Annotated in this window: 10 protein-coding genes; 6 read left to right on the top strand and 4 right to left on the bottom strand. The window is 71.1% G+C overall.

Annotation, left to right across the window (positions count from 1 at the left end; all coding sequences use genetic code 11):
- The 6 genes from ACQ9ZG_RS27230 (at position 1) to ACQ9ZG_RS27205 (ending at position 7430) form a co-directional block, all read left to right on the top strand.
- On the top strand, positions 1-663 hold the full coding sequence (locus tag ACQ9ZG_RS27230) for a helix-turn-helix transcriptional regulator (RefSeq protein ID WP_018491682.1): 663 nt from the start codon (positions 1-3) through the stop codon (positions 661-663).
- Positions 664-776: 113 nt separating this feature from the next.
- Complete coding sequence (locus ACQ9ZG_RS27225; RefSeq protein WP_499281316.1) at positions 777-2051, top strand: HRDC domain-containing protein; 1275 nt, start codon at positions 777-779, stop codon at positions 2049-2051.
- Between the two features lie 295 nt (positions 2052-2346).
- Positions 2347-3573, top strand: a complete 1227-nt coding sequence (locus ACQ9ZG_RS27220) for a thiolase family protein (protein WP_028418088.1) — start codon at positions 2347-2349, stop codon at positions 3571-3573.
- Positions 3570-5699, top strand: a complete 2130-nt coding sequence (locus ACQ9ZG_RS27215; RefSeq protein WP_109916244.1) for a 3-hydroxyacyl-CoA dehydrogenase NAD-binding domain-containing protein — start codon at positions 3570-3572, stop codon at positions 5697-5699. Before ACQ9ZG_RS27220 ends, ACQ9ZG_RS27215 begins: the two co-directional genes overlap by 4 nt.
- A 228-nt stretch (positions 5700-5927) precedes the next feature.
- Positions 5928-7007 (top strand): LCP family protein, encoded by a 1080-nt coding sequence (locus ACQ9ZG_RS27210; protein WP_109916245.1) that lies wholly within the window; start codon positions 5928-5930, stop codon positions 7005-7007.
- 39 nt (positions 7008-7046) lie between these two features.
- On the top strand, positions 7047-7430 hold the full coding sequence (locus tag ACQ9ZG_RS27205; protein ID WP_028418085.1) for a PIN domain-containing protein: 384 nt from the start codon (positions 7047-7049) through the stop codon (positions 7428-7430).
- Positions 7431-7548: 118 nt separating this feature from the next.
- Here the strand turns inward: ACQ9ZG_RS27205 and ACQ9ZG_RS27200 are convergent, their stop codons facing one another.
- From ACQ9ZG_RS27200 to ACQ9ZG_RS27185, 4 genes are all read right to left on the bottom strand, one after another.
- Entirely contained in the window at positions 7549-9015 is a 1467-nt protein-coding gene (locus ACQ9ZG_RS27200) for an amino acid permease (protein WP_028418084.1), read from the bottom strand.
- Positions 9016-9195: 180 nt separating this feature from the next.
- Positions 9196-11109: a 1-deoxy-D-xylulose-5-phosphate synthase gene (gene dxs, locus ACQ9ZG_RS27195; RefSeq protein ID WP_028418083.1), complete on the bottom strand. Its 1914-nt coding sequence runs from the start codon at positions 11107-11109 to the stop codon at positions 9196-9198.
- A gap of 164 nt (positions 11110-11273) precedes the next feature.
- On the bottom strand, positions 11274-12608 hold the full coding sequence (locus ACQ9ZG_RS27190) for a sugar ABC transporter permease (protein ID WP_181398266.1): 1335 nt from the start codon (positions 12606-12608) through the stop codon (positions 11274-11276).
- Positions 12605-13393 carry an ATP-binding cassette domain-containing protein gene (locus ACQ9ZG_RS27185; protein WP_024264112.1) on the bottom strand — a complete coding sequence of 263 codons (789 nt, stop codon included), beginning with the start codon at positions 13391-13393 and terminating at the stop codon, positions 12605-12607. Before ACQ9ZG_RS27185 ends, ACQ9ZG_RS27190 begins: the two co-directional genes overlap by 4 nt.
- Positions 13394-13512: the final 119 nt, after the last annotated feature.

Below are 13512 nucleotides of genomic sequence, written 5' to 3'. Positions count from 1 at the left end.
GTGTCCGTTCTCCTTGAGCAGCCCGCAAGCCTGGTCGCCTACCGCCCGAACAAGCCGACGGCCATGGTCGTCGTGGCCGACCCGCGCGTCCGTTCCACCGTCACCCGCCATCTGTGGGCCCTCGGAGTACGTGACGTCATCGAGGCGTCGTCCATCGCGGAGGCACGTCCCCGCGTCGGCAACCCGCGCGACATCTGCATTGCCGACGTCCACCTGCCCGACGGTTCCGGGCTGACCCTGCTGTCCGAGACCCGTGCCGCAGGCTGGCCCAACGGTCTCGCCCTCTCCGCCGCCGACGACATCGGCGCCGTTCGCAACGCCCTCGCGGGCGGCGTGAAGGGGTACGTCGTCACCGGCACCCGAACCAACATCGGCCACCCCGGCCGTCCCGGCGTCGCCCCCATCGGCGCCAATGCCGCCCGTATGCACCGACGTCCCCCCGGGTCCCCGAGCCACCCGGGCGGCTACCGCGAACTGTCCGGCCGCGAGGTGGAGGTGCTCCGCCTGGTCGCCGAGGGCCAGTCCAACAAGGCCATCGGCGTCTCGATGGGCCTCTCCGCCCTGACCGTCAAGTCCCACCTGGCCCGTATCGCCCGCAAGCTCGGCACCGGTGACCGCGCGGGAATGGTCGCCGTCGCCCTGCGGACGGGCATCATCCACTGACCGCCCCCGCCCGGACGTGCACCGATGCGCCTCCGGCTGGAATACGCGCATGGCCACCCGTCGACGGAACGTTACGTCGACGGGTGGCGCGTATACACAGATACCCTTGACGGGTGACCGACGCCCAAGAGACCGCAGCAGACACTTCACTGCGAACCACCGGGGGCGCTCCCCCGGACGACGTCGCCCCGGCGCCGATCCCCTTGCTCGAACCGCGCGAGGGCATTCCCCCGGTGGTGGCCTCCGAGGACGCCCTGGCCAAGGTGATCGCGGACTTCGCCCGCGGCACCGGACCGGTGGCCGTCGACGCCGAGCGCGCCTCCGGCTACCGCTACGGCCAGCGCGCCTACCTCGTCCAGCTGCGCCGCGACGGCGCGGGCAGCGCCCTGGTCGACCCGGTCGGCTGCCCCGACCTCTCCGGCCTCTCCACCGCGCTGACCGGCTCCGAGTGGATCCTGCACGCCGCCACCCAGGACCTGCCCTGTCTGCGGGACATAGGCATGTCCCCCACCTCGCTCTTCGACACCGAGCTGGCCGGGCGGCTCGCGGGCTTCCCGCGCGTCGGCCTCGGCGCCATGGTGGAGAACGTCCTCGGCTACGCCCTGGAGAAGGGCCACTCCGCCGTCGACTGGTCCACCCGCCCGCTGCCCGAGCCCTGGCTGCGCTACGCGGCGCTCGACGTGGAGCTGCTGATCGACCTGCGCGACGCGCTGGAGGAGGAGCTGGAGCGGCAGGGGAAGCTGGAGTGGGCCCGGGAGGAGTTCGACGCCATCGCCTCGGCGCCGCCCGCCCCGCCCCGCAAGGACCCCTGGCGCCGCACCTCGGGGATGCACAAGGTCCGCCGCCGCCGTCAGATGGCCGTCGTCCGCGAGCTGTGGACCTCCCGGGACCAGGTGGCCCAGCGGCGGGACATCTCCCCCGGCAAGGTGCTCGGTGACGCCGCGATCGTGGAGGCGGCCCTCGCCCTGCCCGCCAACGTGCAGGCGCTGACCGCACTGCCCGGATTCGGCCACCGGATGGGGCGGCGGCAGCTGGAGCAGTGGCAGGCGGCCGTGGACCGGGCCAAGGCGCTGCCGGAGTCGGAGCTCCCGCAGCCCGGCCAGCAGCCGGCCGGGCCGCCGCCCCCGCGCTCCTGGGCCGACAAGGACCCGGCGGCCGCGGCCCGGCTCTCGGCCGCCCGCACCGCCGTCTCGGAGCTGGCCGAGCGGCTGCACATGCCCCAGGAGAACCTGATCACCCCGGACACCGTGCGCCGGGTCTGCTGGGAGCCGCCGAAGAACCTGACGCCGGGCGCGGTCGAGGACACCCTCGCGGCGTACGGGGCCCGGCGCTGGCAGATCGAGCAGGTCGGGCCGCTCCTGGTCCGGGCGCTCGCCGCCGGCGCCTGACCCCACACCTCGGACACCCCCGGTCACCGGCCGGGGGTTTTCCGTTCTCCGAGGCCGGCCCGACCGGGGTCCACGCCCTGTTCGCGGACCGAACCGATGGTCGAAATCGCGCCAGGTTCGGAGCCCCTCCCTCCGCCTGACGGACGCCTCCGCGGGCACCCGTGGGATGTGACCTTCGACGCTCCGGCCACGGGGGGTGGGCAGTCTGGTTACCCGCAAGTAGCATGAAGGCAGGCGGTGCGCCCCCGGGCGTGCCCCGCAGCAGTGCCATCCCGCACCCTGGAGGAGAGCCATCGTGCCTCGTACCATCCGGGACGTCGTCTTCGTCGACGGCGTCCGCACCCCGTTCGGCAAGGCGGGCCCGAAGGGCATCTACCACGAGACCCGCGCCGATGACCTCGTCGTGAAGGCGATCCGGGAGCTGCTGCGCCGCAACCCGGACCTTGACCCCAAGAAGATCGACGAGGTCGCCATCGCCGCGACCACGCAGATCGGGGACCAGGGCCTCACGCTGGGCCGCACCGCCGGAATCCTGGCCGGTCTGCCGCAGTCCGTCCCCGGCTACTCGATCGACCGCATGTGCGCGGGCGCCCTGACCGCCGTCACCTCGACGGCCGGTTCCATCGCCTTCGGCGCGTACGACGTCGTCGTGGCCGGTGGCGTCGAGCACATGGGCCGCCACCCGATGGGCGAGGGCGTCGACCCGAACCCGCGGTTCGTGTCGGAGAAGCTGGTCGACGAGTCAGCCCTGTTCATGGGCATGACGGCGGAGAACCTGCACGACCGCTACCCGACCATCACCAAGGAGCGCGCCGACGCCTACGCGGTGCGCTCGCAGGAGAAGGCCGCCAAGGCGTACGCCAACGGCAAGATCCAGCAGGACCTCGTACCGGTGTCGGTCCGCCGCACCAACGCCGAGGCGGGCGAGACGGGCTGGGGCCTGGTCACCGCCGACGAGCCGATGCGCCCGGGCACCACCATGGAGTCGCTGGCGGGCCTCAAGACCCCCTTCCGCGCCCACGGCCGGGTCACGGCCGGTAACGCCGCGGGTCTCAACGACGGCGCCACCGCCTCCCTGCTCGCCGCCGAGGACGTCGCCCGCGAGCTGGGCCTCCCGGTCAAGATGCGCCTGGTCTCGTACGCCTTCGCGGGCGTGGAGCCGGAGGTCATGGGCTACGGCCCGATCCCGGCCACCGAGAAGGCGCTGGCCCAGGCCGGTCTGACCATCGACGACATCGGCCTCTTCGAGATCAACGAGGCCTTCGCCGTGCAGGTGCTCGCCTTCCTGGAGCACTACGGCATCGCCGACGACGACGCCCGCGTCAACCAGTACGGCGGCGCCATCGCGTACGGCCACCCGCTCGCCTCCTCCGGTGTCCGGCTCATGACGCAGCTGGCCCGGCAGTTCGAGGAGCAGCCCGAGGTCCGCTACGGCCTGACGACGATGTGCGTCGGCTTCGGCATGGGCGCCACGGTCGTCTGGGAGAACCCGCACTTCAACGCCGACGGAGGCAACAAGTGAGCTCCACCGCTGAGCTTCTGAAGGGTGCGGCCGAGCTGTTCCCCGGCGAGGTCGTCACGCAGGCGCACGTACGCCACCTGGACCTGCCGTCCGGTGCCGGGCGGTTCGCGCTCATCACCCTGGACAACGGCCTGGACCACACCAAGCCGACCACCTTCGGACCGCAGTCGCTGGCGAACCTCAACACCGCGATCGACCAGGTCGAGAAGGAGGCCGCCGACGGCACCATCACCGGCGTCGGCATCACCGGCAAGCCGTTCATCTTCGCCGTCGGCGCCGACCTCAAGGGTGTCGAGCTGCTCGGCCGCCACGAGGACGCGCTCGCCATCGGCAAGGGCGGCCACGACGTCTTCCGCCGCCTCTCCGGCCTCGCGGTCCCGACGTTCGCGTACTACAACGGCGCGGCGATGGGCGGCGGTGTCGAGGTCGGTCTGCACTGCTCCTACCGCACCGTCTCCACCGCCATCCCGGCGTTCTCGCTGCCCGAGGTCTTCCTCGGCCTGGTCCCCGGCTGGGGCGGCTGCGCGCTGCTCCCGAACCTGATCGGCGCGGACCGCGCGGTCTCGGTGATCATCGAGAACTCGCTGAACCAGAACCGTCAGCTCAAGGGGAAGCAGGTCTACGAGCTCGGGATCGCCGACGCGATCTTCGAGGGCGCGGACTTCCTGGAGCAGTCGCTGATCTGGACCGCGGCCGTCCTCAAGGGCGAGCTGGCCGTCGAGCGGCCGGAGATCGACCGCGGCGAGGGCTGGGACGCGGCCGTGGCCCGCGGCCGGGCCGTCGCGGACTCCAAGGTGCACGGCGCGGCCCCGGCCGCGTACCGCGCGCTGGACATCATCGCGGCGGCCAAGGACGGCGACCTCTCCGCCGGCTTCGACGCCGAGGACCAGGCCCTCGCGGACCTGATCATGGGCGGCGAGCTGCGCAGCGGCATCTACGCCTTCAACCTGGTCCAGAAGCGCGCCAAGCGCCCGGCCGGTGCCCCGGACAAGAACCTGGCCCGCCCGGTCACCAAGGTCGGCGTCGTCGGCGCCGGTCTGATGGCCTCGCAGCTGGCGCTGCTCTTCCTGCGCCGCCTGGAGGTCCCGGTCGTCCTCACGGACATCGACCAGGAGCGCGTCGACAAGGGTGTGGGCTACGTCCACGCCGAGATCGAGAAGCTGCTCGGCAAGGGCCGCATCAACCAGGACAAGGCCAACCGCCTCAAGGGCCTGGTATCCGGTGTGCTCGACAAGGCCGAGGGCTTCGCGGACGCGGACTTCATCATCGAGGCCGTCTTCGAGGAGATCGGCGTCAAGCAGCAGGTGTTCGCGGAGGTCGAGGCGGTCGCCCCGGCGCACGCGATCCTCGCCACCAACACCTCCTCGCTCTCGGTGACCGAGATGGCGTCGAAGCTGAAGAACCCGGAGCGGGTCGTCGGCTTCCACTTCTTCAACCCGGTCGCGATCCTCCCGCTGCTGGAGATCGTGCGCGGCGAGCAGACCGACGACGCCTCGCTGGCGACGGCGTTCGGTGTGGCCCGCAAGCTGAAGAAGACCGCGGTGCTGGTGAAGGACGCCCCGGCGTTCGTCGTCAACCGCATCCTCACCCGCTTCATGGGCGAGATCCAGAACGTCATCGACGAGGGCACCCCGGTCGAGGTCGCGGAGAAGGCCGTCGAGCCGCTCGGCCTGCCGATGTCCCCGCTGGTGCTGCTGGAGCTGGTCGGCCCGGCCATCGGCCTGCACGTCTCCGAGACCCTGAACCGCGCCTTCCCGGAGCGCTTCACCGTCTCCGAGAACCTCGCGGCGGTCGTGAAGGCCGGCAAGCGCGGCTTCTACGTCTACGACTCCGGCGCGCCGGTCCTCGACCCCGAGGTCGCCGCCCTCCTCAAGCAGGGCGACACCGTCCTCACCGAGGAGCAGACCCGCGACCGCGTCCTCGACGCGGTGGCGCAGGAGATCGGCCTGATGCTGGACGAGGGCGTCGTCGCCGAGGCCCAGGACATCGACCTGTGCCTGATCACCGGCGCGGGCTGGCCCTTCCACCTGGGCGGCATCACGCCGTACCTGGACCGCGAGGGCGTCTCCCAGCGGGTGAACGGCAAGCCGTTCCTGGAGCAGGGCGTGGCGAGCGTGCCCGCCTAGCGCGGACACCGGTCACCGGACGGGCCGTACGGGAGCGATCCCGTACGGCCCGTCGTCGTGGTGTCCTCGCTCCGTGAAAGAGCGGGGCACTCAACCGGTGTGCGTGCCGGGCCGGTTGTCTATAGTGCTGTTCCGCGCACGACGACCGCCGGACCGGCTCCGCCCCCCACCCGAGTCCCCCGTACTCCGCCCCCACCCGGGCCATGTGATGTGAGGACTCGATCCAGGATGAGCAACGACGCCATACCCGCGGGCTCCCGCGCCTCCCGACGCGCGGCCGGGCCCCGCAAGCGCCGCCGCGGACTCAGGATCACCCTCGGTGTGCTGCTCGTCCTGCTGCTGGCGGGCGGCTCCACCGCCTACTGGCTCTACAGCCGGCTCGACGGGAACATCACGGGCGTCGACATCGACACGGCGCTCGGCGACGACCGGCCGCGCAAGCTCCCCACCAGCGGACAGAACCTGCTGGTCCTGGGCTCGGACTCGCGGGCCGGGGCGGAGAACCAGGAGCTGGGCGGCGGCGGGAAGGCCGGTGGGGCGCGCTCCGACACCGCGCTGGTGGTGCACATCCCCGAGGGGCGGTCCAAGGCCGTCGCGGTCTCGATACCCCGCGACACCCTGGTGACCCGGCCGGAGTGCGCCGGGGCGGGCGGCGGGGCGGTGCCCGCCGAGGAGCGCGTCATGTTCAACTCCGTCTACGCCCAGGTCGGGCCCGCCTGTGTGGTGAAGACGGTGGAGAAGATGTCCGGCGTCCGGATCGACCACTATCTGGAGATCGACTTCGCCGGGTTCAAGGAGCTGGTCGACGCGATCGGCGGGGTCACCCTGGACGTGGAGCAGGACATCCACGACCGGGCGTCGGGGCTGGAGCTGGCCGCCGGCCGGCAGCGGCTGGACGGCACCCAGTCGCTGGCGTACGTACGGACCCGGCACGGCATCGGGGACGGCAGCGACCTCGGCCGCATCGGGCTCCAGCAGCAGTTCCTCGTCGCCCTGCTCTCCGAGGTCAAGTCGCAGGACCTGCTGGGCAGTCCGGCCGACTCTTACCGGATCGCGGACTCGGCCACCAAGGCGCTCACCACCGACGCGGGGCTCGCCTCGCTCACCTCGCTGGCGGAGTTCGGCCGCTCGGTGAACGGCATCGACCCGGCCTCGATGGAGACGATCATGCTGCCGGTGGCGTACGACAGGGCCGACCCGAACCGGGTGGTGGCCGCCGAGCCGCAGGCCGGTCAGCTGTGGAAGGCCCTCCGCGAGGACACCGCGATCCCCGAGGCGGCGAAGAAGTCCCCCGCCACCGGCGGCTGACCGGCCCGGGGGACGGCGCTCCCGTGACACCCTGCCGGGATGAGTGGTGACGCGGTGGTGCTGGTGATCGTGGACGGGGCCAATGTGGTCGGCTCCGTGCCCGACGGGTGGTGGCGGGACCGGCGCGGTGCCGCCGAGCGGCTGCGGGACTCGCTGGTCCCGTACGCGGCGGACGGGGTGCCGGGGGTGCCCGGGCCCGTCGCGATCGTGCTCGTCGTCGAGGGGGCCGCGCGGGGCGTCGCCTCCGTGCCGGGCGTCGAGGTCGTCTCCGCCCCCGGCAGCGGTGACGACCTGATCGCGGAGCTGGCGGCAGGGGCCGGGCCGGAGCGCGGGTGCGTCGTCGTCACCGCCGACCGGGGGCTGCGGCAGCGGGTCGAGGCGTACGGGGCGCGATGCGTGGGACCCCGTACGGTACGGCCCTAGGCGGCGTCCGGAGGCTTTCCCCGGTCCACCGCGGCCCGGCCCGCCCCAGCACCCCCGGCCCTGCCGGACCGGCCCCGTGGAGCGGCAGGACCGGCAGGCGGCAGTTCGACGACAGGCGCTAGCGGCCTTCCCGGCCCAGGCGGCTGTGCGAGCGGCCGTACACGAAGTAGATGAGCACGCCGAGCGCCATCCAGCCGGCGAACCGCACCCAGGTCTCCACCGGGAGGTTGAGCATCAGCCAGACCGAGGCGGCCACCGAGGCGATCGGCAGGACCGGCACCCACGGGGTGCGGAAGGCGCGGGGCAGGTCGGGGCGGGTGCGGCGCAGGACCAGGACACCGAGGGCGACGACGACGAAGGCGAAGAGCGTGCCGATGTTCACCAGGGTGGCCAGCTCGTCGATGCTCGTGAACCCGGCGATGATCGCGATCACCACACCGAGCAGGATCGTCGGGCGGTACGGGGTCTTGAAGCGCGGGTGCGTCCGGGAGAAGAAGCGCGGCAGCAGGCCGTCACGGCTCATCGCGAAGAAGACACGGGTCTGGCCGAGCAGCAGGATCATGCAGACCGTGGTCAGGCCGACCGCCGCCCCGAAGCTGATCAGACCGGCGTAGAAGGGGTGTCCGGTGGCTTTGAAGGCGTCGGCGAGCGGGGCGCTGACGGAGAGTTCGCTGTAGTGCTGCATGCCGGTGACGACGATCGAGACCGCCACGTAGAGCACCGTGCAGATGATGAGCGAGCCGAGGATGCCGCGCGGCATGTCGCGCTGGGGCAGCTTGGTCTCCTCGGCGGCGGTGGCCACCACGTCGAAGCCGATGAAGGCGAAGAAGACGATGGAGGCGGCGGTGAAGATGCCCATGACGCCGAAGTTGGTGGGCTCGTAGCCGAAGATCAGCTGGACCATCGGGGCGTCCCAGCCGGAGCCGGCGGCCTGCTTCTCGGACGGCGGGATGAACGGCTTGTAGTTCTCCGCCTTGATGAAGAAGAGGCCCGCGATGATCACCATGAGGACCACGCCGACCTTGATCGCCACGACCACCGAGGTGACCCGGGCGGAGAGCTTCATGCCGATGACCAGGATGACGGTCAGGATCAGCACGAGGACGAAGGCCAGGAGGTCGAAGCCGAACCCTTCGGCGACGTCGGGCCCCGAGAGCACTTCGGGCATCGTCCAGTTGACGTTGTCCATCAGGGAGCGGACGTAGCCGGACCAGCCGACCGCGACCACCGCCGTGCCGAGCGCGAACTCCAGCACCAGGTCCCAGCCGATGATCCAGGCCACCAGCTCGCCGAGGGAGGCGTACGAGAACGTGTACGCGGAGCCGGCCACCGGGACGGTGGAGGCGAACTCGGCGTAGCAGAGCGCGGCCAGGGCGCAGACGACGCCCGCGACGACGAAGGCGATGGCGGTCGCCGGGCCCGCCGTCTCCTTGGCGACCTTGCCCGTGAGGACGAAGATGCCGGTACCGATGATGACACCGACGCCGAAGACCGTGAGGTCCACGGCGGAGAGGGACTTCTTGAGCGCGTGCTCGGGCTCCTCGGTGTCACGGATCGACTGCTCGACCGATTTCGTGCGGAAAATACCGTTTCCGCGGGGTGGTGTGACCTGCGCGCTCACCTGCGTACCTCCACGCACTCGTTGTGAACGCCATGATGAGGACCGGAATGCGCAGGAACACGCCATCTGGCCCGTTTCATGCGAATGGGCCGGGAGAACCACCCGGACAGGGGTCGTCTTCCCGGCCCATCGGCCCGGAGCAGGTCAGTCGCGGGCGGGCTGCACCGCGCGGCTCTCGAAGCGGCCGTCGAGCTTGGCGACCAGGCCGGTGACCTGGCGGGCGATGTCCGGCGCGGTCAGCCCGATCTCGGTCATGACCTCACCGCGCGAGGCGTGGTCGAGGAAGACCGGCGGGATGCCGAAGTCGCGCAGCGGTACGTCGACACCGGCGTCGCGCAGCGCCTGGGCGACGGCGGAACCGACGCCCCCGGCACGGCTGTTGTCCTCGACGGTGACGACGACGCGGTGGCGCTCGGCGAGCGGGGCGAGCGCCTCGTCGACCGGTTTGACCCAGCGCGGGTCGACGACGGTGGAGGAGATGCCCTGGGCGTCCAGCAGATCCGCGATCTCCAGGCACATCGGGGCGAGCGCGCCGACGGAGACGATCAGGACGTCCGGTCGGTCCGCCTTCGGCTTGCGCAGGATGTCCATGCCGCCCGCCCGGCCGACCGCCTTGACCGCCGGGCCGACCGCGCCCTTGGAGAAGCGGACCACGGTGGGCGCGTCCTCGACGGCGACGGCCTCGCGGAGCTGGGCACGGACCTGGTCGGCGTCGCGCGGGGCGGCGATCCGCAGGCCGGGCACGACCTGGAGGATCGACATGTCCCACATGCCGTTGTGCGAGGCACCGTCGGTGCCGGTGACCCCGGCCCGGTCCAGGACGAAGGTGACACCGCACTTGTGCAGGGCCACATCCATCAGGACCTGGTCGAAGGCGCGGTTGAGGAAGGTGGCGTAGACCGCGAAGACCGGGTGGAGGCCGCCGGTGGCGAGGCCCGCCGCGGAGGCCGCACCGTGCTGCTCCGCGATGCCGACGTCGTAGATCCGGTCGGGGAAGGCCTGCTCGAACTTGCCGAGGCCGACCGGCTGGAGCATGGCCGCGGTGATCGCGACGATGTCCTCGCGCTCCTCGCCGAGCCTGACCATCTCCTCGCCGAAGACCGAGGTCCAGTCCAGGCCGGAGGTGGAGATCGGCAGACCGGTGTCCGGGTGGATCTTGCCGACGGCGTGGAAGCGGTCGGCCTCGTCCTCCAGCGCCGGGGTGTAGCCGCGGCCCTTCTCGGTGAGGCAGTGCACGATGACCGGGCCGCCGAAGCGCTTGGCGCGCTGGAGCGCGGACTCCAGGGCCTCGATGTCGTGGCCGTCGATCGGGCCGACGTACTTCAGTCCGAGGTCCTCGAACATGCCCTGCGGGGCGATGAAGTCCTTGAGGCCCTTCTTGGCGCCGTGCAGGGTCTCGTAGAGCGGGCGGCCGACGACGGGCGTGCGCTCCAGGATGTCCTTGCCGCGGGCCAGGAAGCGCTCGTACCCGTCGGTCGTCCGGAGGGTGGCGAGGTGGTTGGCCAGGCCGCCGATGGTGGGGGCGTACGAGCGCTCGTTGTCGTTGACCACGATGACGAGCGGGCGGTCCTTGGCGGCGGCGATGTTGTTCAGCGCCTCCCAGGCCATGCCGCCGGTGAGCGCGCCGTCCCCGATGACGGCGACGACGTGGTCGTCCTTCCTCAGGACCTCGTTGGCCTTGGCCAGGCCGTCGGCCCAGCCGAGGACCCCGGAGGCGTGGCTGTTCTCGATGACGTCGTGCTCGGACTCGGCACGGGAGGGGTAGCCGGAGAGGCCGCCCTTCATCTTGAGGCGGGAGAAGTCCTGGCGGCCGGTGAGCAGCTTGTGGACGTACGCCTGGTGGCCGGTGTCCCAGAGCACCTTGTCGCGCGGCGACTCGAAGACCCGGTGCAGGGCGATCGTGAGCTCCACCACGCCCAGGTTGGGGCCGAGGTGTCCGCCGGTCTTGGACACCGCGTCGACGAGGAACGTACGGATCTCCTGCGCGAGCTGGTCCAGCTCGTCGGCGGAGAGCCGGTCCAGGTCGCGCGGTCCCTTGATGCGGGTCAGCAGATCCACCCGTGCCTCCTTGCGTTTGAGCTGATCGAGCGTGCCGATCCGATGAGTCTAATGTTCTGTCCACTTCCGTGGGCAGCCGGAGCCTGTGTTCGAATGCGGGCGACCGGTGACGCACGGGTGCCCGGTACCCTCGTGGGGCACCGGGCACCTGCGGGGATGCGCGGTCAGGCGCGGCCCGCGGTCTTCTGGGTCTTCCGGGTGACGGAGTCGATGACGACCGTGGCGAGCAGCACGGCTCCCGTGACCATGTACTGGATCGGGGTGGCGATGCCCTCCAGCGACAGCCCGTACTGGATGGAGACGATCACCATGACGCCGAGCAGGGCGTTCCAGGTGCGGCCGCGGCCGCCGAAGAGGCTGGTGCCGCCGATGACGGCCGCCGCGATGACGTTCATCAGCAGGTCGCCGGTGCCGGAGCCCTGGTTGGCCGCCGCGATCTTGGAGGCCCAGAAGAGGCCGCCGATCGCCGCGAAGGTCCCCGCGATGGAGAAGACGGAGATCCGGATGGCGGTGACGTTGATACCGGCGCGCCGGGAGGCCTCGACGCTGCCGCCGAGCGCGAAGATCTTCCGCCCGTAGGCCGTCCGGCGCAGCAGGAAGTCCGTGCCGACCAGGACGATCAGGAAGAGGACCAGGGCGAGCGGCAGGCCGCGGTACTGGTTGAACATGTACGCGGCGGCGAAGGCGAACACCGCGAGGACGGCGGTGCGCAGCACGATGTCGGCGATCGGGCGGGCCGGGACGCCGGCGGCCTCACGGCGGCGGGTGTCCAGGAAGGCGGCGGCGAAGTAGCCGATCGCCGAGAGGGCGGCGAGCCCGTAGGCGGCGGCGACGTCGGTGAAGTAGTACGTGGTCAGCTGGCCGACCACGCCGTCGCCGTCCAGGTTGATGGTGCCGGAGTCACCGAGCAGCTGGAGCATGAAGCCGAGCCAGAACAGCAGGCCGGCCAGGGTGACGGCGAAGGCGGGCGCGCCGATCCGGGCGAAGAAGAAGCCGTGGATCGCGCCCATCACCGCGCCGCTGACGATGGCGACGACGATCGCCAGCCATTCGTTCATACCCTGGGTGACGCTGAGCACCGCGACCAGGGCTCCGGAGACACCGGAGACGGAGCCGACCGAGAGGTCGATCTCACCGAGCAGCAGGACGAAGATGATGCCCACGGCCATCATGCCCGTGGCGACCATGGTGACCGCGATGTCGCTGATGTTCTTCGCGGAGAGGAATTCGGAGTTCAGGCTCTGGAAGACGACGGCGATGATCGCGAGGCCGATGATCACCGGGATCGAGCCCAGGTCACCGCCGCTGATCTTGCGCTTGAACTCGGTGAGGTAGCCGGCGAAGCCCTGCTCGCGGATGAGGAGGCGGGGGTCGACGACGGTGGCGGCGCCCTCGGCGGCGTCCGGGTTCCCGACCGGCGGCGCGTCCACCGTGTCGCTGCCCTTGTCCAGCGAGCTGCTGCTCTTGTCCACCGTGTTGGTGGTCTCGTCGGTGGTCACTTGGAAACCTCCGCGTTGCGCGCCGCACGTCGGGTCACGGCGTTGTCCGTGGCGCCCGTGATGGCGGAGATGATCTCTTCCTGGGAGGTGGTCTTCACATCGAAGACACCGTTGTTCCGGCCCAGCCGGAGCACGGCGACCTTGTCGGCCACGGCCTTCACGTCGGCCATGTTGTGGCTGATGAGGATGACCGCGTGACCGCGCTCGCGCAGCCGCTCGACGAGGTCGAGGACCTGGGCGGTCTGCTCGACGCCGAGGGCGGCGGTCGGCTCGTCGAGGATGACGAGCTTGGGCTCACCGAGCATCGAGCGGGCGATGGCCACGGTCTGGCGCTGGCCGCCGGAGAGCGAGGCGATCGGAATGCGGACGCTCGGGATCCGGATGGAGAGCGTGGAGAGCAGCTCGCGGGAGCGGCGCTCCATCTCGACCTCGTCCAGGATGCCGAACCTGCGCAGCTCCCGGCCCAGGTAGAGGTTGCCGACGACATCGATGTTGTCGCACAGCGCGAGGTCCTGATAAACGGTCGCGACGCCCAGGTTCTGGGAGTCGTGCGGCTTGTTGATCTGCACCGCCCGGCCCTCCCACTCGATGACGCCGTCATCGATGGGGTGCACCCCGGCGATCGTCTTGACCAGCGTTGATTTACCGGCGCCGTTGTCGCCGACCAGGGCGACCACCTCGCCGGCGTGGACCTCAAGCTCTACATCGGTGAGTACCTGGACGGCACCGAAGCGCTTGGAGACCCCTCGCAACGCCAACACGGGCGTAGCGGACACATGAACCATCTCCTTCGCCGCCTGACCGGCGGGGATGCCGCGCCCGGGGGAAGGCGCGGCGGTGTCGAGCAGAAGAGATACGGGAAGAGCGGTGAAGCGTTCCGTCCGGCGCCCCGCCCGGTAGCGGG

This window comes from Streptomyces araujoniae (assembly GCF_050871195.1).
Lineage (GTDB): Bacteria > Actinomycetota > Actinomycetes > Streptomycetales > Streptomycetaceae > Streptomyces > Streptomyces bacillaris.
The sequence above is the reverse complement of the archived record's forward strand: the minus strand, read 5'-3'. Positions and strand labels throughout refer to the sequence as shown.